This window comes from Lentzea miocenica, assembly GCF_033949945.1.
Classification (GTDB): Bacteria; Actinomycetota; Actinomycetes; order Mycobacteriales; family Pseudonocardiaceae; genus Lentzea; species Lentzea miocenica.
Genome location: NZ_JAXAVW010000031.1, coordinates 31,723 through 54,699 on the forward strand (window position 1 = coordinate 31,723; position 22,977 = coordinate 54,699).

General features: G+C 68.8%; 22 protein-coding genes. 8 read left to right on the plus strand and 14 right to left on the minus strand.

The genetic code is table 11. The features are described 5' to 3' along the window. Nucleotides 1–23: 23 nt before the first annotated feature. The 5 genes from SK803_RS32670 to SK803_RS32690 all read right to left on the minus strand — a co-directional run bounded on the left by SK803_RS32670 (nucleotide 24) and on the right by SK803_RS32690 (nucleotide 4,058). Nucleotides 24–1,088 carry an APC family permease gene (locus tag SK803_RS32670; RefSeq protein WP_319970127.1) on the minus strand — a complete coding sequence of 355 codons (1,065 nt, stop codon included), beginning with the start codon at nucleotides 1,086–1,088 and terminating at the stop codon, nucleotides 24–26. A 42-nt stretch (nucleotides 1,089–1,130) separates the two neighbouring features. Then, nucleotides 1,131–2,306: a nitric oxide synthase oxygenase gene (locus SK803_RS32675; RefSeq protein ID WP_406601618.1), complete on the minus strand. Its 1,176-nt coding sequence runs from the start codon at nucleotides 2,304–2,306 to the stop codon at nucleotides 1,131–1,133. Between the two features lie 182 nt (nucleotides 2,307–2,488). Further along, a complete protein-coding gene (locus SK803_RS32680) occupies nucleotides 2,489–2,821 on the minus strand; it encodes a hypothetical protein (RefSeq protein WP_319970008.1) in 333 nt (110 codons plus the stop codon). Then, nucleotides 2,818–3,015, minus strand: a complete 198-nt coding sequence (locus SK803_RS32685) for a hypothetical protein (RefSeq protein ID WP_319970009.1) — start codon at nucleotides 3,013–3,015, stop codon at nucleotides 2,818–2,820. Before SK803_RS32685 ends, SK803_RS32680 begins: the two co-directional genes overlap by 4 nt. Further along, complete coding sequence (locus SK803_RS32690; protein ID WP_319970010.1) at nucleotides 3,012–4,058, minus strand: FAD-dependent monooxygenase; 1,047 nt, start codon at nucleotides 4,056–4,058, stop codon at nucleotides 3,012–3,014. The genes SK803_RS32685 and SK803_RS32690 overlap by 4 nt, the downstream gene beginning before the upstream one ends. 60 nt (nucleotides 4,059–4,118) lie before the next feature. Between SK803_RS32690 and SK803_RS32695 the strand changes: the two genes are divergently transcribed. The 4 genes from SK803_RS32695 (at nucleotide 4,119) to SK803_RS32710 (ending at nucleotide 7,766) form a co-directional block, all read left to right on the plus strand. Beyond that, nucleotides 4,119–4,667, plus strand: coding sequence for a TetR/AcrR family transcriptional regulator (locus tag SK803_RS32695; RefSeq protein WP_319970011.1), 549 nt, complete (start codon nucleotides 4,119–4,121; stop codon nucleotides 4,665–4,667). 107 nt (nucleotides 4,668–4,774) lie between these two features. After that, nucleotides 4,775–6,370, plus strand: coding sequence for an ABC-F family ATP-binding cassette domain-containing protein (locus SK803_RS32700; RefSeq protein WP_319970012.1), 1,596 nt, complete (start codon nucleotides 4,775–4,777; stop codon nucleotides 6,368–6,370). Continuing rightward, nucleotides 6,367–7,578 carry a cytochrome P450 gene (locus tag SK803_RS32705; protein ID WP_319970013.1) on the plus strand — a complete coding sequence of 404 codons (1,212 nt, stop codon included), beginning with the start codon at nucleotides 6,367–6,369 and terminating at the stop codon, nucleotides 7,576–7,578. The genes SK803_RS32700 and SK803_RS32705 overlap by 4 nt, the downstream gene beginning before the upstream one ends. Continuing rightward, nucleotides 7,575–7,766, plus strand: coding sequence for a ferredoxin (locus SK803_RS32710; RefSeq protein ID WP_319970014.1), 192 nt, complete (start codon nucleotides 7,575–7,577; stop codon nucleotides 7,764–7,766). The genes SK803_RS32705 and SK803_RS32710 overlap by 4 nt, the downstream gene beginning before the upstream one ends. On the opposite strand, the gene SK803_RS32715 is transcribed toward SK803_RS32710, so the two are convergent. Further along, nucleotides 7,759–8,328 (minus strand): TNT domain-containing protein, encoded by a 570-nt coding sequence (locus tag SK803_RS32715; RefSeq protein ID WP_319970015.1) that lies wholly within the window; start codon nucleotides 8,326–8,328, stop codon nucleotides 7,759–7,761. The two genes, SK803_RS32710 and SK803_RS32715, sit on opposite strands and share 8 nt — an antisense overlap. Before the next feature lie 107 nt (nucleotides 8,329–8,435). Here SK803_RS32715 and SK803_RS32720 point away from each other — a divergent pair, with 107 nt between their 5' ends. After that, a complete protein-coding gene (locus SK803_RS32720; RefSeq protein WP_319970016.1) occupies nucleotides 8,436–9,236 on the plus strand; it encodes a phospholipid scramblase-related protein in 801 nt (266 codons plus the stop codon). Between the two features lie 24 nt (nucleotides 9,237–9,260). On the opposite strand, the gene SK803_RS32725 is transcribed toward SK803_RS32720, so the two are convergent. Beyond that, entirely contained in the window at nucleotides 9,261–12,185 is a 2,925-nt protein-coding gene (locus tag SK803_RS32725; protein ID WP_319970017.1) for an AfsR/SARP family transcriptional regulator, read from the minus strand. A gap of 72 nt (nucleotides 12,186–12,257) precedes the next feature. On the opposite strand from SK803_RS32725, the gene SK803_RS32730 reads away from it, so the two are divergent. Then, complete coding sequence (locus SK803_RS32730; protein WP_319970018.1) at nucleotides 12,258–12,695, plus strand: hypothetical protein; 438 nt, start codon at nucleotides 12,258–12,260, stop codon at nucleotides 12,693–12,695. Nucleotides 12,696–12,836: 141 nt separating this feature from the next. On the opposite strand, the gene SK803_RS32735 is transcribed toward SK803_RS32730, so the two are convergent. From SK803_RS32735 to SK803_RS32760, 6 genes are all read right to left on the minus strand, one after another. Next, nucleotides 12,837–13,742: a hypothetical protein gene (locus SK803_RS32735; RefSeq protein ID WP_319970019.1), complete on the minus strand. Its 906-nt coding sequence runs from the start codon at nucleotides 13,740–13,742 to the stop codon at nucleotides 12,837–12,839. A gap of 332 nt (nucleotides 13,743–14,074) precedes the next feature. After that, nucleotides 14,075–14,269 carry a ferredoxin gene (locus tag SK803_RS32740; RefSeq protein ID WP_319970020.1) on the minus strand — a complete coding sequence of 65 codons (195 nt, stop codon included), beginning with the start codon at nucleotides 14,267–14,269 and terminating at the stop codon, nucleotides 14,075–14,077. Nucleotides 14,270–14,271: 2 nt separating this feature from the next. Then, nucleotides 14,272–15,465: a cytochrome P450 gene (locus SK803_RS32745; RefSeq protein WP_319970021.1), complete on the minus strand. Its 1,194-nt coding sequence runs from the start codon at nucleotides 15,463–15,465 to the stop codon at nucleotides 14,272–14,274. Between the two features lie 89 nt (nucleotides 15,466–15,554). Continuing rightward, nucleotides 15,555–16,109 (minus strand): TetR/AcrR family transcriptional regulator, encoded by a 555-nt coding sequence (locus SK803_RS32750; RefSeq protein WP_319970022.1) that lies wholly within the window; start codon nucleotides 16,107–16,109, stop codon nucleotides 15,555–15,557. A 148-nt stretch (nucleotides 16,110–16,257) separates the two neighbouring features. Further along, complete coding sequence (locus SK803_RS32755; RefSeq protein ID WP_319970023.1) at nucleotides 16,258–18,156, minus strand: bifunctional polysaccharide deacetylase/glycosyltransferase family 2 protein; 1,899 nt, start codon at nucleotides 18,154–18,156, stop codon at nucleotides 16,258–16,260. Nucleotides 18,157–18,238: 82 nt separating this feature from the next. Further along, complete coding sequence (locus SK803_RS32760) at nucleotides 18,239–18,658, minus strand: DUF6542 domain-containing protein (protein WP_319970024.1); 420 nt, start codon at nucleotides 18,656–18,658, stop codon at nucleotides 18,239–18,241. A gap of 34 nt (nucleotides 18,659–18,692) precedes the next feature. On the opposite strand from SK803_RS32760, the gene SK803_RS32765 reads away from it, so the two are divergent. Further along, nucleotides 18,693–19,760, plus strand: coding sequence for an LCP family protein (locus SK803_RS32765; protein WP_319970025.1), 1,068 nt, complete (start codon nucleotides 18,693–18,695; stop codon nucleotides 19,758–19,760). Nucleotides 19,761–19,764: 4 nt separating this feature from the next. Here SK803_RS32765 and SK803_RS32770 read toward each other — a convergent pair whose 3' ends face one another. Further along, nucleotides 19,765–21,948: an ATP-binding protein gene (locus tag SK803_RS32770; protein WP_319970026.1), complete on the minus strand. Its 2,184-nt coding sequence runs from the start codon at nucleotides 21,946–21,948 to the stop codon at nucleotides 19,765–19,767. A gap of 237 nt (nucleotides 21,949–22,185) precedes the next feature. On the opposite strand from SK803_RS32770, the gene SK803_RS32775 reads away from it, so the two are divergent. Continuing rightward, nucleotides 22,186–22,962 carry an STAS domain-containing protein gene (locus tag SK803_RS32775; protein ID WP_319970027.1) on the plus strand — a complete coding sequence of 259 codons (777 nt, stop codon included), beginning with the start codon at nucleotides 22,186–22,188 and terminating at the stop codon, nucleotides 22,960–22,962. The last annotated feature ends 15 nt before the right edge of the window (nucleotides 22,963–22,977 follow it).

The following is a 22,977-nucleotide window of genomic DNA, read 5'->3' on the forward strand; positions in this document are numbered from 1 at the left end:
GCCCGTGCAGGGGCGGGGAGCATTCAAAGTTGCCAGAGAACCGCACCGGCGAGTGTCAGGCACCCCACCAGCCCAATCGCGGGCACGAGCCGCTTACCGAGCGTCCACGCGCTGGCGTTGGCGATCGCGTAGTAGAGCAGCACGCAGAACGAGCTGAACACGATCGCGCGGGTCACGTCGACGGCGAGCACCAGCCCGATCGCCACCGCGCCGGTCGCGATCTCGGCGACGCGCAGGTCGGCCAGCAAGCCCGGCAGCCTGCGGTCGCGGGCCATCGCCAGCGCGGTCCGGCTCACCCCCAGTTGCAGCGAGAGCAACGACCCGAGCGCGGCCAGCACGGCGGCGGCCCGGATGACCGGTGCGAGGGTCGGCGACACGTCGGCGAGTGTCTTCACCGCCAGATCGCTGCCCAACGCGTTCAGCGCCGTCACGGCCACGATCGCGTACACGACCAACGTGATCGCCAAGGAGATGATCACGGCACGCGGAATCGTTCGCTGAGGCTCCTTGACCTCCTCGCCGAGCGTGGCGATGCGCGCGTAGCCGGCGAACGCGAAGAAAAGGAGCGCGGCAGCAGGAAGGATGCCCGCGGCCTTGAACTCGGCGGGCTGAGCCGCGGTGTGCGAGGTGACCGCGGTGGCAGCCAGCACGAGGAGGACCGCGATCACGATGAGCCTGGTGGCCAGCGCGGACTTCTGCACGCCGGTCAGGTTGAGCACGGTCAACGCGACGATCGCCGCCACCGCGACGAGTTTCGGCGCACCCGCGTAGGTGCCGACTGTCAACGCCATGGCCGCGCACGACGCCGTCTTGCCCAGCACGAACGCCCAGCCGGCCAGGTCGCCCCAGATCCGGCCGAGCCGTTCGCGCCCGTAGACGTACGTGCCGCCGGACTGCGGGTACTTCGCCGCCAGCCAGGCGCTCGACAACGCGTTGCAGCACGCGATCACGCCCGCGATGACGAGGCTGACGAGCAGCGCGGCCCCGGCCGCCGCCGCGGCCGGGGCGAACACCGCGAACACGCCCGCGCCGATCATCGAGCCGAGCCCGACGAACACGGCATCGGTCAGGTTCAGGCTCCGTGTCAGCTGCACCCGATCAGTGTGCCGACAGATCGGTGGGACGCCAGATCAGTGCGACACAGGGCACTTTCCGGGAGCAGCGGCGGGGAAGAAGTTCGGCAACAGCTCCTTGGTCTCGTAGTAGCGGTGGTACACCGGCGTGAGCCCGCCCGACACGGGTGGCACGATCCACGACCAGTCAGCGGGGCACGACCGGCCGGCCTGTTCCTCCTTCTCCAGGTGCGTCAGGAAACGCTGCGATTCGGTGTGGTGATCGGTGATCGTGACCTCGGCCTCCGCGAACGAGTGCAGGACGGCGCGGTTGAGCTCGATCAGAGCTCGGTCACGCCACAACGTCGCCTCCGACGACATGTCCAGGCCCATTCGCTTGGCGAGGTACGGCAGCAGGTCGTAGCGGTCGTGGTCGGCGAGGTTGCGCGCGCCGATCTCGGTGCCCATGTACCAGCCGTTGAACGGCGCCGACGGGTAGTCGATGCCGCCGATGCGCAGCCGCATGTTGCTGATGGCGGGAACGGCGTGCCACTTCACGCCGAGTGTGCCCAGCCACTCGAACTCCGGGTGGGACAGCGGAACCTCGAGCACCGCGTCGGCAGGGATCTCGACGAGCGCGGGTTCGTGGCCCTTGCAGGACACCATGAGCGGCAGCACGTCGAACGGGCTGCGGCTGGCCGGCGGTTGCCAGCCGCGCTTCACCGCGAGCTCGGTCAGCGCCAGGTTCCGCGCGTCCCCGAGCACGCCGCCGTCCGAGCCTCGGTAGGCGGCGTAGCGGACGATCTGCTCGTTGACGATCTGCGGCGCCGCCATGCCGGGCTCGGCCGGGGCGAAGATCGTGATGACGGGCCGGATCTTGCCCTTGTTGGTGGCCACGCGGAGGTGTTCGACGCACTCCGCGGCCACGTCAGCGGGTGTGGACGTCTCGCGCAGGTCGCGCACTTTCAAGCTGCGCCAGTACAGGCGGCCGATGCAGCGGGAGCTGTTGCGCCAGGCCACGCGGGCGCCGAAGGTCAGTTCGGCGGTCGTGTGCCGGTAGGTGCCGGTGGCCGCGATCTCCGCGTGCACTTCGGCGAGCCTGGCCTCGACAGGACCGAGTTCGGGGTGTTCGGCGTGGTGTTGCCGGACGAAGTCCTCTGCCTCGGGGATGTCGATCTCGCCGAGCTTCTCCAACTGCGCCGGGGGAAGCGCCGTGAGGGAACGGGGCATCACATCAGTCGGGACGGGGGTCATGGCGAGGCACCGTAGTTGCGCTTTCGTGTGCGGAAAACCGCCTCTAGCGTTACGCCATCTGGATCACTGGACCGCGCCCGACACGCTCAGCAAATACTTGATACCGCAACCGGGTGACAATGGGCGCGACAAAGGGTGGTTTTGGACCGTTATCCGGCCGAGACCAAACATTGACCAGTGATCTAGTTCACCGCTGGATTCGACCCGTTCGAGTGAACTTTGATCCCGCGGAGTTTGGTGGTCGTGGCACGCGCCAGGCGAATCCACCGCACACCGAATCCGATCACGAGCCCGGCGAGGACGATGCCACCACCACGAACGAGCAGGATGTCCAGCCACGACTGGGAAACCACCACGGAATGGTCCGCCGCGAGCACCTCGATTTCAACTCTCCGGCCGGACGGCACCGACTCCACCGGCATGTCGGCCGTGTGCTCCACACTGTCCACTGTGTACCGACCGGAGCACGTCTTGGTGCGGCCGCTGTAGCCGCACGAGGTCACCTCGGCGGTCACCGAGACCGTGGGCTTGAGCGCCAGAACCGCGTGCTCCAGCCCGATCCCCCCGCCGCCGGCAGCGACAGCGTCACCGAGGTCGGATGCCCGCCCCGCACCGCGCCGGCCACGGCCGACACCAGGAACGCCGCCATCAGCACCACCATCACCGCCGTGCTCACCCGGCGGAACACCACAAGATCCACGAACGTCATCGTGGCATCGCAGGCACCTCCCACGAGGAGAAACGGGTCATCCCGCGCACCGCCACCGACCCCGGCAGCGCCCGGAACGCCAAGTTCCGCAACGCCAGCCCGATCGGCGACCGCACCTCGATCCCGAACCTCCCCGCCATCCGCGAGCCCTTCCACACCGCCTGGGTACGCGGCCGGCGCAACGCGTCGTAGCGCGCGAGATCGCCGTCGACCGAAGCCAGCGTCACCGCGTCCTCCAACGCCATGCACGCCCCCTGCCCCAGGTACGGCGTCATCGCGTGCGCCGCATCGCCGAGCAATGCCACCCGCCCGGACACGAACGTCGGCAGCAACGGCAGTTCGTAGATGTCGTGGCGAATCACGTCAGGAGTCGACTTCAGCAACGACGGCAACGGCTCGTGCCAGTCCGCGAACAGCTCCACCGGGTCCAGCTGAGCCGACGCGGGCGCCACCACGGCCACGTACCAGCAGACCCTGCCGTCCCCCAGCGGCAGGATGCCCGCCTCGCCGCCGGGACCGAGTGTCTGCGAGATCGGCAGGTCGAAGGGACCCGGCGCCACCCCTCGCCACGCCGTGGCCCCCGCGTACACCGGTCCCGGCGCGTCGGGCAGCAGCTCCCCGCGCAGGCGGCTGTTGATGCCGTCCGCCGCCACCACGAGGTCTGCGTCCAGCTCCTCAACGCCGGTCACCTCGACGTTGTTGAAAAGGATCTCCGACGGCAGCGCCCGCAGCAGAACGCCGTGCAGATCGGCCCGGTGCATCGCGATGACCTTCTCCTGGCCGACGCCGGGCAGGTGCACCAGCCACCGCCCGTCGGACGACCGCACGCCACCCGACACGCGCGGAGTGCCGAGCCTGCGCACCTCGTCCGCGAGCCCCATCCATTCCAGTGCCCGCAGCGCGTTCGGCATCACGCCCACACCGGCGCCGATCTCACCGAAAGCGGCGGCCCGCTCGAGAACCTGGACCTCCCAGCCGACGCGCCGCAACGAGACCGCTGCCGCCAGTCCGCCGATGCCCCCGCCCACCACGATCGCCTTCATCCCCGCCTCCTCTACAGATGTAGAGGACTCTACACCTGTAGACTACAGCTGTAGAAGGAGATGGGGAGCACAGTGCGCAAGGACCTGATCACCGACGCCGCGATCGAACTCGTGGCCGAACTCGGCATGCGCGGTCTCACCCACCGCGCGGTCGACCGGAAGGCCGGCCTGCCGGAGGGCTCGACCAGCGCCTACTTCCGCACGCGCAAGGCGTTGATCGAGGGACTCGTGGAGCGGCTGGCCGTCCAGGAGCAGCAGGAGATCGATCTCGACACGGCCGACGTCGCGGGCAGCATCGCGAGGACCGTCGACAGCTGGCTGGTCGAGCGGAACCGGACGCTCGCCAGGTACGCGGCGATGCTCGAGGCCACGCACCACCCCGAGCTGAAGTCGATCCTCGTGCACTCCCCGCGCGAACAGGCGACCGCGCTGGCACAGGCGTTGGGCCACGAGAACCCGGAACGCGCCGGTGCGCACATCACCGCGTTCATCGAGGGCCTGCTCTTCTACCGGCTGGTCGGCGGCGGCAGCACGACCGGGCCGACGCCCGGCACCGAGGAGAGCCGCGCAGATCTGAAGAAGGCGGTCGAAAAAGCGTTGCGACCGTAGGTACCGTGGGTTTCATGGGATTCGGGTACGGGGTCTTCTACCTCTGATTCAGGACGTGTGCCACCACGCACCACGTCCTGATTTCGCGTACCCAGAAGAGGATCCGCATGCGCACGCATGTTCATTTGACGACCCAAGATCTCACCAAGGGCTATGAGGCCGGCCCCGTCGTCGACGGCATCTCGCTGAAAGTCTCCGCAGGCCAGCGCCTTGGCGTCATCGGCGAGAACGGCCGCGGCAAGACCACACTCCTTCGCTTGCTCGCCGGTGACCTGGTTCCCGATCAGGGAACTGTCACGCGGCACGGTTCGTTGAGCCTCGTGCGACAGGAAATGCCGTTCCACGAAAGCGAAACGGTGGGGGACCTGCTGAGCGAGGCGCTGCGCGAAAGCCGTCAGGCACTGTCCGAACTGGACAGTGCGGCGGAGCCGTTCGACGAGCGACGGTACGAGAAAGCGCTGGCCCACGCCGAGGACATCGAGGCGTGGGACGCCGAACGCCGCGCCGACATCGCGCTCAAGGCCCTCGACGCCGACCACGCCAGGGGAACGTTGCTGGCGCACCTCAGTGTGGGACAACGCTATCGGGTGAGGCTCGCCTGCCTGCTCGCCGAACGCGCTGACGTCCTGCTGCTCGACGAACCGACCAACCACCTGGACGCCGGCGCACTCACGTTCCTGACCGACCGCCTCGAACAACACCACGGCGTCGTGGTGCTCGTGAGCCACGACCGCACGTTGCTGGACGAGGTCTGCACGCAGCTGCTGGACCTCGACCCGGCACCGGACGGCGAGGTGCACCTGCACGGCGGCGGCTACCGGGCGTTCAAGGACGCCAAGCGGGCCGAACGCCAGCGCTGGGAACAGCGGTTCGCCCAGGAGGAAGCCGAGCACGACGAGCTCACCGACAAGGTCGAGCGCGCCCAGTCACGCCTCAAGGACGCCTGGCGCCCGCCGAAAGGCGCGTTCAAGCACAAGCGCGGCACCCGCGCGGCGAACAAGATGCGCAACGTCGCGCGAAGGCTCGAAGAGCTGGACGACCAGCGCGTCGGCGCTCCCCCGCCACCGTTGCGCTTCACCCCGCCCGAGCTGGAGGCCAGCGGCGACCTGCTGCACGCCACCCCGCTCGAAGTACCCGGAAGGCTGAGTCTCACCGAGCCGATCTCGCTCAGCGCGGGCGAGAAGCTGCTGATCACCGGCCCGAACGGCGCCGGCAAGTCGACGCTGCTGAACGTGCTGGCCGGCCGTCTGAAACCGGCGACGGGCACGGTGCACCACGTCGGCCGGGTCGCCCTGCTCGCCCAGGAGTCGTGTTTCGAAAACGAGGACGCCACCGCGGCCGAGCTGTGTTCGCGGGTGGAGGAAATCGGTCTGCTGACCGGAAAAGACCTCGCGCGACCGGTCGGCCGCCTGTCCACTGGACAGCGCAGGCGGCTGGAGCTCGCGATCCTGCTGAGCACCGGCCCGCACGTCCTGCTGCTCGACGAACCGACCAACCACCTGTCGATCGCACTGGTCGACGAACTGACGGAAGCGCTCCACCAGACCAAGGCCGCCGTGGCCGTCGCGACCCACGACCGGCAGATGCGGACAGATTTCGGCGGGTGGCGGTCCGTCACCCTCAATTCACCTTCACGAAGTCATGAAACTTCTGTAGCTTCGGAAGTAGGTCCTCTGCTGAGCACTGGGAGGTGTGCGAGATGACCGAATTGATCTCCGAGGAACTGCCCACCACGCGCCAGAACCCGTTCGACCCGCCCGCCGAGGTCACCCAGATCCGCGAGCAGGCCCGCATCAGCAGGCTGAAGTTCGCGGACGGCCACCTCGGCTGGCTCGTCACCGGTCACCACCAGGTGCGGGAGATCCTGGGGAGCCCCAAGTTCACCAACAACCCCGAGAAGCACCACCTGCTCGACAAGCGGTTCCAGGGCGAGGTGCCCGAGGAGGGCCGCAAGGTCGAGCCGGGCATGTTCCTCAGCCAGGACCCACCGGACCACACCCGGCTGCGCAAGATGCTGCAGGGTCAGTTCACGGTCCGGCGGATGAACCAGCTGTCCGAGTGGATCGGCACCATCGTCGACGACCAGCTCAAGCACCTGCGGACGTTCGACGGCAAGGCGGACCTCGTCAAGGAGTTCGCGCTGCCGGTGCCGTCACTGGTGATCTGCGCGCTGCTCGGCGTCGACTACGACGAACGGCACCGCTTCCAGGACGACACGGCGACGATGCTGAGCCTGGAGGTGTCGTTCAAGGAGGCCATGGCGGCCTTCGCGCGCATCCAGGACTTCATGCGCGAGCTGATCGCCCGCAAGAAGGCGAACCCCGGCGGCGACGACATGATCAGCGACCTGCTGGCCACCGGGGAGCCGACCGACGAGGAAGCGTCGAACATGGCGATGCTGCTCCTGCTCGCCGGGCACGAGACCACGGCGAACATGCTGGGCATCGGCACGTTCACGCTTCTGCAGCACCCCGACCAGCTCAAGATCCTCAAGGACGAGCCCGAGGTCATCGACAACGCCGTCGAGGAGCTCATGCGGTACCTGTCGATCATCCACTTCGGACCGGTCCGCACCGCGGCCGAGGACGTGGAGATCGACGGCCACCTGATCAAGGCCGGCGACACCGTGCTCATGCACGTGCCGGCGGCGAACCGCGACCCGGACAAGTTCCCCGGCAACCCCGAGGAACTCGACCTGCGCCGGCCCGCGTCGGGGCACGTGGCGTTCGGGCACGGCATCCACCAGTGCCTGGGCCAGCAGCTCGCCCGCATCGAGATGCGCATCGGGTTCTCCAAGCTGTTCCAGGAGTTCCCCGACCTCAGGCTGGACGTCGAACCCGAGGAGGTGCCGCTGCGCACGGACATGGGGATCTACGGGGTCCACTCGTTGCCAGTAGCGTGGTCGGCATGAGGATTTCCGTCGATCAGTCGAAGTGTTGCGGTTCGGGAATGTGCGTTTTGACCGACCCGGATCTCTTCGACCAGAACGAAGAGGACGGCACGGTCGTGCTTCTGGAGGAGCACCCCGACGCCGCGCACGAGGCCACCGCGAAGGAAGCGGCGGGCCTGTGCCCGGCGGGCGCGATCACCGTCAGTTGATCCGCACGAGGTAGCCGTTGGAGAGCAGCCAGGCGACGTTCAGCACCCCGTCGCCTGGCACCAGCGCCCTGTCCAGCTTCTGCTGCAGGCCACCGCCGGGCTGCCCGAACCACGGCGCGATCGGCCCCTCCCAGACCGCGAACGCCTTCGTCACCTTGTAGGCGTGGTAGTTGCACCGGTACGCGGGATCGAACGTGTAAAGACTCTGCGGCGGAATCGCACGCGTGGAGTAGTGCGCCCCCTTGTACGCCAGGAACCCGCCGAACTCGCTGCCGAACCGGTCGAGCCGCGTGTTGGCGTTGAGCGTCCTCTGGTACTTGATCGGCTCGCCGTCGGGCTTGAGCCAGAACCCGTCCTGCGGCGGGTAGTTCCAGCCGGTCCCGTTCCAGTACCTGGCCAGGAACGCCTCCTGGGTCAGGCCGCCGAACCGCTGGTACCCGGCCACGAGCGGCCCGACGGGCTGCTGCCACGGCTGGGGCAACGTCTCGGGACCGAGCCTCGTGTCGCCCTGATAGGCGCCCGCGCACACTTCCGTTGCGGCGGTGGCGATTCCGGCATTCACGCCGAACAAGACAAGAGTCGCGGTGAAGAGCGCCGCCAAGAATCGTTTGCCTGCGAACATACTCGCATCTTCGCGTGTGGCCCAGGTTTGCGCACTACTCTCACCGCATGAACACCGCGCCCGGCTGGTACCCGGACAACGCCGACCCGCGCTTCGTGCGGTGGTGGGACGGCACCCAGTGGACGCCTCACACGCAGCCACGCCAGCAGCAGACCGACGCCCACCACGCCGAACTGCAGGTGGGCGGCACCGGCCAGGAACGCGTGGCGCGGCAGGTCCAGCGCGCGGGCGTCCAGCAGTCCGCGCAGGGTGGCGGCGGCACTTTGTTCACCGAGCCCGTCCTGGTCGTGAACCAGAAGGCGAAGCTCATCGAGATGTCGAACTCCTACGTCATCTACGACCAGCACGCCCGCCACATCGGCACGGTCGAGCAGGTCGGCCAGTCCGGCGCCGCCAAAGCGTTGCGCGCCTTCACGAAGATGGACTCGATGCTGGACGTCCGGCTGGAGATCCGGGACGTGCAGGGGCATCCGCTGCTCCGCATCACCCGCCCGGCGACCATGTGGAAGTCGAAGGTGATCGTCGAGCGCGGCGACGGCATGCCGATCGGCGAGATCGTCCAGGAGAACGTGTTCGGCAAGGTCCGCTTCGCCTACGTCTGCAACGGCATGAAGGTGGGCGGCATCTACGCCGAGAACTGGCGCGCGTGGAACTTCTCGTTGCAGGACCACACCGAGACCGAGGTCGCCCGGATCACCAAGACCTGGCAGGGCATGTCCAAAGCACTGTTCACGACCGCGGACAACTACGTCGTGCAGTTCCACCGCCAGGTACCGGATCCGCTGCTGAGCATGATCGTGGCCTCCGGGGTCACCGTCGACACGGTCCTGAGCCAGAACCAGGGCTGAACCAGAACAAGGACTGGGCCAGAATCAGGACGTCGCGAGGCGGAGCTCGTCGACCTCCGCCTGGAAACCGGCCGCGGTCAGCGTCTCCTCGGCCTGCCGCCAGTGCTCGCGAGCCTCCTCCGACCGGCCGGAGCGCTCCAAAGCGTTGCCCAGCACGCGCAACGACCGCCCGAACTCCGGCGGCGAGTCCATCTCCCTGGCCTGCTCCAGAGCCAGCGACGCCAGCCTCAGGGCCTCGTCCGGGGAGTCCGCCAGCCCGGACCTCAGGCGCCACACCCAGATCCGGCCCTGCCGGTCGTCGTGCTCCTCGAAGAACTCCCAGGCCTGCCGCAACTGCTCCTCGGCCAGCGGCACCTGCCCCGACCGGATCAGCGTGTCCGCCAGGAACAACCGGATGTTCGCCGCCATGTCCGGGTCCCCGAGCTTCTGCGCGGCGGCCAGCGACGACCTCAGGAACGACGTCGACATCTGCAGCTCACCCGTGAACTGGTGCAACCGCCCCAGTTCCAGCGTCGCCATCAGCTCGCTCTGCTCGTCCCCCAGCTGCCCGGCCACCCGCCGAGCCCGCTCCAGGTACTCCTGCGCGGCGACGAGTCCGCCGGCACGCCGTTCGATCGCGCCCAACGAACACAAGACCTCGATCTCGCCATGCGGGTTCCCGGACGCCTCAAACCGGGTCATGGCCTCACGATGCGCCTCACGGGCTTCGGCGGACCGCCCGCTCCACTCGTGCATCCACCCCATGCCGTACCAGCCGTAGGCCTCGCCCCACACGTCGCCGGCCGCGGCGAATCCTTCCTGCGCGGCCCGGAAGTTCTCCGACGCGGCGGCGTAGTCGTGCCGCCGCGCGCACAGAATCCCCCGCTGCTGGAACAGGATCGGCTTCCGTTCGGAAGGCGCGCACGCCAGCCCCAGCGCGTTGATCTGCTCCCAGTCGTCGAAGCGGGCCCGCAGATCGCAGAACGCCGTGGACCGGATCACCAGCTCGGCGGCCAGCGCTCCCAGCCCGAGAGCCGCGGCCTGGGTGATCACCGCGTGGATGTTCAGCCACTCCGCGTCGAACCAGTCGGCCGCGTCCCCGAGGTCGAACCGTTCCAGCGCAAGGGGTTCCAGCCGGATCGACTGATGCGGCAGCTCCACGTCCGCGCGGGTGGCGAGGTCGAGCCACTGCTCGAACAACGCCTTCAGCGCGACCGCGGGCTCCTCGGAGGCAGCCTCACGCCCGAACGCGCGCAGCAGGTCGTGCAGCCGATAACGCACCTGCCCCAACGCATCCCGGCCCGCGTAGTCGACCAGGCGGGCGTCGACGAGAGCCTCGACGTGGTCCTCGGCGTCGTCGAGATCCATGCCCAGCAACGGAGACGCGACCCAGGCCGGAAAATCAGGCGTGTCGACCAGCGACAGCAGCCGGAACGCCGTCCGATGCGACTCGCCCAGCCCGTCGTAGGACAGGGCGAGCGAAGCGCGCACGTCGAGATCACCCAGCGACAGCTCGTCGAAGCGGCGGCGTTCGTCGGACAACCGGCCGGCGAGCTTCGCGAGCTGCCAGTGCGGACGCGCGACCAACCGCGCCGCCGCCACCCGCAGCGCCAGCGGCAGCTGTCCGCAATAGGTCACGATGTCCTGTGCCGCACCAGGTTCCGCGGCGCAGCGAGCCTCACCCACTGCCGTCCTCAGCAACGCCAGCGCGTCCGCGGGCGGCAGCACGTCCAGAGGCACGACGTGGGCAGCCTCGAGACCCGCCAGCGCCGCCCGTGAGGTGACGAGGGACGCACCCGAGGTGGTCCCCGGCAGCAGCGGCCTGACCTGGGCCTCGTTCACGGCGTTGTCCAGCACGACCAGGATCCGCCGGTCCGACAGCAGATCGCGGTACAGGTCGATCCGATCCTCCACGGAGGACGGAATCCCACCACCGGAAACGCCGAGGCCGCGCAACAACCGGTCCAGCGCGGCAGCCGGTTCGACGGGCTTCTGCTCGCCGCCGCGCAGGTTCAGGTACAGCTGGCCGTCGGGGAACGCGTCCCGCACGAGGTGCGCGCAGTGCACGGCCAGCGAGGTCTTGCCCACCCCGCCTGGCCCGGTGATCGTCCACGTCCCACCGGCGCGCAACCCGGCCGTGAGCCGCACGACCTCGCCGGCACGGCCGGAGAAGTCGCCTACCGCCGGCGGCAGCCACGAAGGCCCCGACTGGACGGTCACGGGAGCGGCGGAGCCCGCCAGGACCTCCATGTGCAGCGCGCGGAGTTCGGCGTTCGGGTCGATGCCGAGCTCGTCGGCGAGCACCTCGCTGGCCCGGCGGAAGACGTCCAGGGCTTGCGCCTGCTGGCCGGTGCGGTGCAGGGCGAGCATCAGCTGGTACCAGAAGCGTTCGCGCAACGGGTGTCCCGCGACCAGGGACCGCAGTTCGTCGACGATCTGGTCGTGCCGGCCCAGTTGCAGGTCGGCGTCGTTGCGGCGCTCCAGCACCTCCCAGCGCTGCTCGTTCAGGCGCTGCACGTCGGTCTGTTCCATCCGCAGCGACGAGATCTGGTCCAGGGCGGGCCCGCGCCACAACGCCGCGGCCTCGCCCAGCAGCCGCGCCTCGGTCTCGAGGTCGGGCGCGCGACGGGCCTCTGCCCGCAACCGCTGGAACGTCAGCAGGTCGAGCTGGTCGTCGTCGAGGTGGATCGAGTAGCCGGTCGGCCACGTGCGGACGAGCTTGCGGTCCGCGAGGTCGTCCAGCGACTGTCTCAACCGCATGACGTACGTCTGCAGGGTCGCGCGCGCCGCACCCGACGGCTCCTCGCCCCAGAGGTGCTCCATCAGCTCGTACGACGAGACCGGCGCGTTGGCTTTCATCAGCAACGCGGCGAGCAGGACACGCTGTTTGGCCGAGCGGAGCTCCACCACCCGGCCCGAGTCGATGACCTGCAACGATCCGAGAACCCTGAACTCCCACCGCCGTTGCATGGGCCGATCCTAACCAGCCGGTAACCCGAGGTGTCAGCGAAATGTCAGCGGGTCACGTGATGCTTCTCGCCCATGAAGCGGACAACCTTCATCGCCGCCGCCGCGTTGCTCTTAGGAGTCGTGTGGTCCGGCCAGGCGCAGGCCGAGAGCGCTCCCGGATGCACACGGGTGACGCAGATCGGCAAGACCGGTTACATCGGTGACCACGGGCAGAAGTGGGCGTCCGTCAAGCAGTTCAAGGGCTGTGGCAAGAACTGGGCCTACATCTACACGTGGGACAGCGTGCACGGCGGCGGCGCGCCCTACACGCCGGAGATGATCATCATCGAGAAGTGGGGCAGCGTCGACTCGCGTGAGCCGTACGGCCACGCAGGCCAGAAGTCGGGCCGCTACCGGCAGCAGGAACTGTGGTCGAGCGGTACCGACACGCTGGACACCTGCACGTCCGCCTACGCCGAGTGGAACTCCGGCGCGATGACCTACCGGGCGCGCACCGACATCCGCTGCTGACGACTTCCCAGACGCCGAGCGGCGCTGAGGCCCCCCAGCTGGGCGCCGCTCGGGTTCATGGTGTCGCCGGGGTTCGAAGCCCAAACCTCTCCTCGGGCCCCGGCGGCGCCTTCAAAGCCTTTCAGAGCACTTCCCCGGCTCTCAGGCTGCTCCCTGCGACGCGGACATGAACTCCCCGAGGCGCGACGACAGCTCGTCCGCGGCCTCGTTGCCCCGCAACCGTTCCGCTTCCCGCTTCAGCGGCCGCATCCGGTCACGGGTGCGGGCGGAACGGATCGGGCCGGACACCGCGATCGCCTGTTCCCCGATGTCCCGCCCCTGTTCGGCGTCGTTCTGCACCAGGTAGTTCACCGCCAGCGCGGCGAGCCGGAACGACTGGCTGCGCGACGTTTCCTCTCCCCCGGAGGAAATCGCCCTGGTCAGCAACGAGACGGCGGTCCGCGCGTACTTCACGTCACAAGTGCGCGCGAGTTCCGTGTGGACCATGCCGCCGATCGACACCAGGTCGGCGAGGTCGAAGAAGCGTGCCCACGGCGGTGCGTCCTCGGCCTCAGCGCGTTCGAACTCCTCCTCCGCGCGGGCGAACTGGCGCAACGCCTGCCGTTCGGCGCCCATCTTCGCGAACGCCCACGCCTCGTTGGCGTGCAGGATCGACACGGCCAACGTGGACCCACTGGCCTGAGCAATGGGCAATCCACGTTGAAACGACGCCAATGCGTCCTCGGCCAGTTCGTAGTGGAGGTGCACGCGGCCCATCCGGTAGTGGATGTTGGCTTCCAACGCGCTGTTGCCCGACGCACGCGCGAGGTCCATCGCACGGCCGAAGTGCAGGTGTGCGGACTCCAGCAGGCCCATGTCGAACGACGCCCAGCCGGCCAGGTTGTGCAGGTCCGCGATGGCCACCTGGAGCCGCTGCAACACCGCTCCGGTGGAGCCGGTGCCGAGCAACGGGTTCGCCCAGTTGAGCAGCGCGACGCAGGCGTCCCGGCAGGAGCCGCCGCCGTACTCGTAATCCAGTGCCCGCAGTGCGCTGGTCAGAGTTTCCACGTGCCGCACGTCGGTTTTGTCAACGCGAGCTGGAAAAGCTTCGCTGCCGAACATAGCTGGCCCTCCTGACGTGCGCCGCGCACCCGTCGCACAGGTACCCGTTACACACCGCCGGTACTCACCGCGCCGCCGTCACCATCCCGTTGTTGGACCTGGTCGGGAAGGGTCTTTGGACTCTCCCGGGACACGTAGGCGCGCCCACCACAACGCCGTGGTGGTCGCGCTTACGATTCTGGACGAGCGGCGTGATCGGAAAGGGGCCAACGAGGTGTCAGCTCAGCGGAACTGAATCAATTTCCAGTGATGGCACCTCACCGGAACGGCCGATCAAGTCACTCTTCCAGGCTCACCACCTGAGCAGGGCACCTGTCCACCGCGTCGCGGACGCCCGGCAGCAGGTCGGCGGGTGGTTCGGTGATCACGACGAGGCCCAGCCCGTCGTCGTCGGACTGGTCGAACACGTCCGGTGCGGCGAGCACGCACTGCCCCGATCCGATGCACCTGGTCTGGTCTATCCGGACGGTCACCTTCACCACTCCACCGGGATCGCGGCCGCGCCGTAGGTGATCATGTCCTCGCGGAAGTCCATCTCGGCCACGGGGATCGCCGGCCGCACGTCCGGGAACCGGGTGAACAGCGACCGGAGCAGGATCTGCAGCTCCGCGCGGGCCAGGTTCGCGCCGAGGCACTGGTGCGGGCCGAAGCCGAAGCCGAGGTGCGACACCGCCTTGCGCTCCAGGTCGAGCTCGCCCGCCCGCGGGCACAGCGTCTCGTCCAGGTTGGCGTGAAACGACACGGTCACCCAGTCGCCCGCCCGGATGGTCACGCCGTCGACCTCGACGTCCTCGACCGCCTTGCGCGCGAGGCCGGCACCGCCGAGCTTGCCGATCGTGTACCGCAGCATCTCCTCGACGATCACGTCCGCGCGGCTCGGGTCGTGCTTCAGCACCGCCAGCTGGTCGGGGTGTTCGAACAGCGTGAGCGTGAACAGGCCGAAGAAGTTCGACGTCGTCTCGTGGCCTGCCGCGAGCAGGCCGATGGCGAGCATCAGCAGCTCGTCCATGTCGAAGTCGGTGTCGTTGACCATCAGGCCGATCATGTCGTCGGTGGCACCCGACGCCTTCTTCTCGACCACGACCTTGGCGAGCACCTCGCCCAGTTCGGCGGCCTTCGCCTCGTACTCGGCCTTCGAGCCGTTCTTGCCGAACATCTCCCTGGCGGTGGCCTGGAACAGCTCCTGGTGCTCCGCCGGCACGCCCAGCAGCTCGGCGATCACCAGCGACGGCACCGGCAGGCACAGCGACGACACCAGGTCGGCCGGCGCGCCCCCGCGTTCCATCGCGTCGAGGTGCTCGTCGACGATCTCCTGGATGCGCGGGCGCATCTCGTTGAGGCGCTTGACCATGAACGCACGCGACAGCGGCCGGCGCAGACGCAGGTGCTCTTCGCCGTCCATCACGTTCATGTTGCCCGGCTGCGGCACCCCGAGGATCTGCTCGCCCTCGGTGCGCATCTCGGGCGCGCCCTCCTTGTTCGCGCTGAAGCGCTGGTCCGAGAGCACCTGCCGGACACCGGCGTAGCTGCTGACGACCCAGGCCTCCACCCCGTTGGGCCAGATCATCTTCACCGGGCCGTTGCTGATGGCCTCCTCGAAGCCGGCGGGCGCACCCAGTGGATGCGTGCGGTTCTCGTGCGGGACTGGGCAGACGGCAGCTTCGGTCACGGGAACTCCCCCTCAACAGAACAGAACTGTTCTTTTGAAACCATGACCGAACGTAGCGAAGAAACTACGATCTGACGAGTCGTTCGGGGTTAAAGATCACCGATCAACGGTCTCAACAGGCCGTCGACGATCCCGTCGACCACGCCCTGCTCCTCGGAACGCAGGACGAAAGTCGAGATCAGCGCCGTGATGAGGATGCCGGCGTCGAGCCGCTCCGGCAGCTCGCCGCGGATCTTCGCCCGGTCGACGGCGACCTGGAGCTGCTCGGTGTAGGCGCGGTCGACGTACTCCTCGCGCAGGCAGGCGAGATCCGCGTCCTGGCGGCTTCCCTCCAGCAGCCCGAGGAAGATCCCCGCGATGTCGAACGGCACCGGCTCGCCCCACGAGCGCAGGATCTGCCGGACGTCCTCGGCGAACGTGCCCTCGTCCGGCTGCGGCAGGTCGGGCAGGTTCGCCTTCAGCGCGTCCATGATCAGCCGCACCTTGGTCGGCCAGCGCTGGTAGAGGCTCGCCTTGCTCGCCCGCGCCCTGGACGCGACGAGGTCCATGTTGAACCGCGCGTAGCCGACCTCGGCCAGCACGTCGAGCACGGTGGAGAAGACCTCCTGCTGACGAGCAGGCGTGTCCAAGGGCGTACGACCCACCCGGATCCCCCTGCCTGTTGGCCGCTGCTCCGCAGACGGCGGCGAGTTCGCCTGCAAGTCGGTCGTCCGGCCTCCGCTTCGGCCCGAATCGCCTGCGGCGGTTGACCCGAAGAGGAGACCGGACGACCGACGTGAACTCGCGAAGCGGTTAAGTGACGTGCACCGTACCGCCGGGCGCGTCCGCGAGCCGACCCGTGCGCCGCACCGACATCCAGCGCAGTTGCGTGCCGTGCGCGGCGGTGACCAACGACTGGATGACCACCACGTAGATCAGCTGCCTGTATACGATCTGCTGTAGTGGATATGCCCACAACGGCTTGAGCGACTCGCCGTCGAGCCTCAGCGCATAGCCCGCGCTCGCCGTCTGGATCAGCAGGAACGCCGTCCACACGAGCAATGCCAGCGGTGCGTCCGCCACCAGAAAACCGTATACGACATACAGATCCATCGCCGGGGCGAGCATCGGCAGCAGCAGGTGGAACGCCAGCAGGTAGATGAGCCCGAAGCGGCCCATCGGCCCCTTCTCCGTCAGCGCGCCGCGATGTTTCCACATCGCTTGGAAAGTCCCGTACGACCAGCGGTAACGCTGCTGGAACAGTCCGTGGACGGTGACCGGTGCCTCGGTCCACGCCTTCGCCTGTGGACGGTATGCGACGCGCCAGCCCGCGCGGGTGACCGCCATCGTGAGGTCGGTGTCCTCGGCGAGCGTGTTGTCGCTGACGCCTCCGACATCGGTGAGCGCGGCCTTGCGGAACGCCCCGATCGCACCCGGCACCGTCGGGATGCAGCGCAGCGCGTGCAGGATCTGCCGGTCCAGATTGGACCCGGCGCAGTACTCCAGGTGCTGCCAGCGGCCCAGCAGACCCTGCCGGTTGCCGACCTTGGCGTTGCCGGCGACCGCGCCGACGCCGGTGTCCGCGAACGGCTGCACGAGCTGGCCGATCGTGTCCGGCTCGAAGATCGTGTCGCCGTCGAGCAGCACCAGCACGTCGTGCTTCGCCTGCCGCACGCCCGCGTTCAGAGCGGCGGGCTTGCCCTGGTTGTCCTGGCGGATCACGGTGACGCCGGGCAGGTCCAGTTCCTCGGCGCGGTCCGCGGTGCCGTCCGTCGAGCCGTCGTCGACCACGATCACCTCGACGTCGGCGAGGTGGTTGTTCGCGGCGATCGACCTCACCGTGGCGGCGATGTTCAACGCCTCGTTGTACGCCGGGATGACCACCGAGACCGGCGGCGCGATCCACGGCGGCGGCTCTTCCGCGTTCTCGCTCTCGCGCCGCAGCCGGCGGTCGGTGTGCGCGAGGCCGAGCTGCATGAGCGTGCGCAGGATCCCGAGCAGGGCCGCGATGCCGATCGCCGTGCCGAGCAGGGTGAGCACGATGCCGCCGTTGCGCTGCGACCACGTGGTGACCGAGGCGGCGAACCGCTGCGGCGCGGTGATCTCGACCGTGCCGCCGCCGGGAACCGGGACGAACCGGTAGCCGGGCGCCTTGGCCAGCTGGCGGGCGATGTCGCCGCCGATGCTGCCGTCGTCGTGCAGCCGGACGACACCTTCGCCCTCCTGCAACGACATCTTCACCAGCGTGCCGATGTCCTGGTGCTCGCGGTCGCCGCTGTCGATCTCGACCGGCGCGCCGACCAGCCGGGTGTGGACACCCAGCACGTCGGCGAGGGCGGCCTGCGCGAACGCCAGGTTCAGCGGATCCGTCCAGTCGCCGGCGGCCCGGAAGCCGTCGATGCCGATCTGGTGTCCCTCGTCCGCGATGCGCCGGACCACGCCGGGGTTGCGGGTGACCTGGACGCCGGTGACGAAGAACGTGGCCTTGACGCCGGACTCCCGCAACCGGTCCAGGGTGCGCGGTGTCCACTTCGGATCCGGGCCGCCGTGGAACGCCAGCGCGAGCGTGCGTTCCGGCAGCTCCCGAACCTCGCGGGCGTGCTGCACGGGCTCAGGTCTGATCGCGGTGTGGGCGTGGAACGAGACCACGCACATCAGCACCAGCAGCCCGAGCCCGATGGAGATCCAGTGCAGCCGCGGGGCGCGCGTCACCACACTCCCAGCAGCGCGCCACCGACCACGGCGGCGAACGCGATGAGTCCACTTGCGACAATCAGACTGACCAGTCTCGCGACTACCCGTCTACCGCCGTTGCCGTCGACGAAGACCTGCATTTCCTCTTCCCCCCAGAAATGACGCGGACAGCCGCGACCACCAGGGCCGCGCCCACCGCACCCGCCATCCACGGAAACCCGTTCACGAACCACGGGACCGCGTCCGCGGCGAACTCCTTGCTGCTCCCCCACCAGGCCTGGCGCCGGGCTTGCCGGTCCCAGGCCGCGTTGCCCACCGCGACCACGACGAAGACGAGAGGTGGCGCCGGTGCCACCGTCCACAAGCCCACCCGGCGCACGAGCGCCGAAGCGATCACCGAGCCCGCCACCAACCAGACGCCGAAGGCCCAGCCGAGGTCGTCCCCGTCGACCCAGACGCCTGTCTGCGCGAAGACCGCCAGCATCGCAACTGCTGCCAGAGTGGGCAGCTGAACCCCCATGACCACCTAGAATAGTTCAGGGGGTGTCCTGTTCATGCAATCACGTGGTGGCTATCACCGCACCGCTTTTCACGTCCTGACGCGCACCGCGTGGGTGAGCCTGTGCGCGGCCGTGCTCGCCGCCTCCGGCATCGCGTGGGCAACTGTGTCCACGATTTCGACCGGCGTCGAGCGGTCGTACGCCATCTCTGACGACGCGCCGCGGTCGACGTCCGGCACCAACATCCTGATCATGGGGCTGACCACCAGGCTGGACCTGCACGGCGAACCGCTGCCGGACGACGTGCTGCGGCGCATGCAGGCGGGCGAGAGCGACCGCGGCGGCTACAACGCGAACACGTTGATGCTGTTGCACATCCCGGCTTCCGGGCCGGCGGTGGCGATGTCCGTGCCGCGTGACGACCTGGTGCCGCTGGCGTCCGGCGGCGAGGGCAAGATCAAGGAGGCCTACGGCCGGGCCAAGGTCGCCGAGGAGGACCGGCTGCGGGAGGCCGGCGCGCACGACCGGCGTGAGCTGGAACGCGCCGGACGCGAGGCAGGGCGCCGCGCACAGGTCGAGACGGTGTCGGCGTTCCTGAACCAGCCGATCGACCACCTCGTGGAGATCTCACTGATCGGGTTCTTCCACATCGCCGAGGGGCTCGGCGGCGTGGACGTGTGCCTGAAGAACGCCACCAAGGACCCGTTGTCCGGTGCGGACTTCCCGGCCGGGCCGCAGCACCTCGACGCGGGCCAGGCGCTGTCGTTCGTGCGGCAGCGGCACGGCCTCCCCCACGGCGACCTGGACCGCACCCGGCGCCAGCAGGCGTTCCTGTCCGCCGTGGCGAAGCGGGTGAAGGGCGCGGACCTGGCGGTGGTGCAGGCGTTGGTCGACATGGCGAAGCAGGACGTCGTGCTGGACGCGCGGTTCGACCTGACCGAGTTCGCCCGCGAGCTGCCTGCCGAGGTGCGGTTCGACACGCTGCCGATCGAGGGCGGCGCCACCATCGGCGGGCACGACGTGAACAAGGTCGACCGGGACAAGGTGCGCGCCAAGGTCACCGAACTGGCCACCGCGCCGCCGCCACCGCCGCCCAATGATGGGATCCCTTGTGTGGACTAGTGCATTAGTTCCGGCGCTCGGTCACCCAGGTCGCGATCTGCGCGCGTGAGGTGAACCCGAGCTTCTGCAGGATCCGCTCCACGTGCCCCTCGGCAGTCCGGCGCGCGATCACCAGCCGGGCCGCGATCTCCTTGTTCGAGGAGCCCGCGGCGATGAGGTCGGCCACCTGCTGCTCGCGCCGCGTCAACGGAGTGGGCGCCGGCACGGTCACCCGCGGCTCGGGGATCAGGTCCTCACCGATGGCGAACGCGATGGCGTCCTCCAGTTCGAGATCCATGCCCTTGCGGAACACCGCGCGGAACTCCTGCTCGCCCAGCGCGGAGATGGCCGCGATCTCGCATTCGCCGTGCGGGGCGCCGAAGTGCCGCGACCCGAACATGGGGTAGCCCACCGACTGCCAGATCTCGTTGGTGGCGCCCAGCAGCGTCGCCGCGCGCTCCGCGTCGCCCTGCGAGGCCGCGATCCAGGCCAGCAACTCGATCGCGAGCACGATGCCGAGCAGGTCGTGGAACGTCCGCTTGACCCGCAGGCACTCCCGGCCGAGCTGGTCCGCTCGCGCGAAGTCGCCGCTGACCCACGCGCACAACGCCAGCACGTAGATCGCGTACGCCTGCGCCCACAGTTCGCCGTGCTCCTCGCCGACGGCCTTCGCCTCGACGCAGAGCCGTTCCGCGGCGGCGAAGTCGTGCTGGAACGTCGCCGAGATCGCCAGTTCGATGCCGGCGAGCATGGTGTGGCTGTTGACGGTGCCCTGGCCGCGGTAGAGGTTCATGGCCTCCGCGAACAGGTTGTCCGCCAGGACGAGGTCGTCGCCGACCAGGTGGGTGCAGGCGAGCCGGTGGGTCGCGTAGGCCAGCGCGGTCCCGTCCCCCGTCTCGACGGCGTACTTGTGGCACTCCTGCAGCATGCGGGTGGAGGCGGGGATGTCGCCCTGCAAGGTCGCGACGTACCCGTTGACCCACAGGGCCTTCGCGCGCAGCGGGCCCGGCGCCGCCATCGCCAGCGAACGGTCCAGCCAGTACCGTCCCTCGCCGAGCATGCCGCAGCCCGCCCAGTAGAACCACAGCGTGCTGGCCAGGTGCACGCAGCGCTCGTCGTCGTTGTCGAAGCAGAAGTCCAGCGCTGACCGCAGGTTCGCGTGTTCCAGCCGCGTCAGCGTGAAGATCTGCGGCTGGGCCGGGCCGAACCACTCCTTCTCCCGCCGTTCGGCCCACTCGATGAAGTGGTCGCAATGGCGTTCGCGCAGCACGTGCTCGCGACCGGCCGCGCGCAACTTCTCCAAGCCGTACTGGCGCAACGGCTCCAGCAGCCGGAAACGCGTGCCGGACGGGTGCTGCTCCGCGACGACGACCGACTTGTCGACCAGTCCCGTGAGCGAGTGCATGACCTCCTCCGGTGTCACGCTGTCACCGGAGCAGACCTGTTCCGCCGCCTCCAGGTCGAACGTGCCGGAGAACACCGACGCCCGCGCCCACAGGATCTGCTCCGACCGCGTGCACAGGTGGAAGCTCCAGTCCACGGCGGCGTGCAACGTCTGGTGCCGCGGGTCGCCGCCGCGCTTGCCGTCCGCCAGCACCCGGTAGGTGTCGTCCAATCTGGACAGAAGGTGGTCGAGCGTCAGCACGCGCAGGCGCACCGCGGCAAGTTCGACGGCCAATGGGATTCCACCCAGCAGAGCACAGATCTGGCCGACCTTCTCGTGGTTCTGCGGGCCGAGGGCGAATCCGGGTTCGACGGCCGCCGCCCGTTCGGCGAACAACGCCAGTGCGGGATCCTGCGGCAGCGGGGCCACCTGCCACAGGTGTTCGCCGTCGATGCCGAGACGTTCCCGGCTCGTCACCAGCACGCGCAGGCCGGGGACACCGCGCAGCAACGCGTCCACGAGGTCCGCGGTGGCCTCGATGACGTGCTCGCAGTTGTCCAGCACCATCAGCGCCTGCCGGTCGCGCAGGTGTTCCACCAGGACGGTGCGGTGCCGGCGGACCGTGTCGTCGTGGATGCCCAGCTGTTCGAGAACCGTGTGCACGACCAGTTCCGGATCGGTGACACCACTCAGTTCGACGAACCACACGCCGTCGCGGAACGCCCGGTGGATCTCGGCGGCCGCCCGCAACGCCAGCCGCGTCTTTCCGACTCCGCCGACACCCGTAAGAGTGACGAGACGAGACTCGGACAGCAGTCGTCGCACCTCGGCGACATCGTGCCTGCGGCCGACGAAAGTAGTTGTGTCAGCAGGCAAATTGCCCTTGCGACTTGGGGAAAGCGAACCGCCCACAGCGGAACCCTAGGTCTGCCCGATCTCCCGCTGCAACGCGGTCCCCCAGAGGCACCAACGCCAGAACACGGGTAGTTACCCCCTAGGACTCCTGTTGTGACATTGCCAGCCTTGGAACCTGGGAGAAGGCTGCGGGAGGGGACGGGGATCATGGCCGGTGACAGCCTCGTAGTGGACGTGCGGGTGCAGAACGGCGTGCTCGTCGTCCGGTTCAGCGGGCGCCTCGACTGGTCCACGTACATGCATCTGCAGGACGTGCTGCTCGACCACGCCACCAAGGAGCTCGTCGGCGTCGTGGTGGAGCTCGACGACCTCGTCGCCGAGGCGCCTGCCCTGCTCGTGGTGTTCGACGTCGTGTGGCTGTCCGCGTCGCGCTGGCCCGGCATCTCGCTGAGCCTCGTCGTCAGCGACCACCAGCTGCGGTCGACGCTGGAGTCACGCGGTCTCCCCCGGCACATCCCGATGCACTCCACGACGTCCGCCGCGGTGGCCGCGGTGGTGCGGCTGCGGCACGAGGACCGGGTGGACGCGGCGCTGCCGACGTGCCGCTGCCTGCCGCACGTGGCCGAACGGCTCACCGAACGCGCCTGCGAACGGTGGGGCGTGCAGTCCATGCTCGACGTCGCGCCACAGGTGGCCGTCGAGCTCGTCTCACACGTCGAGGACGACAGCCCTCTCGCGCTGCTGCTGCGGATGCGCGGCGACAAGTTGTCCGTTGCCGTGCGCACGACCGCACGTCTGGACCTCAGGCAGTGGCACATCATGCGGCACAACGTCGCGTCGATCGCCGTCTGCAACTTCGCCATGGGTGAGACTCCGGCAGGCGGCGGGCGGCACATCATCTGGGCGTTGTTCGACGTGCCGGAGGACAGCCAGCGGCCCCCGAGCCATCTCCCGGAGGCCGCCGTCTTCACCCACCAGGCTTAACGCTTCCGGGTCGTT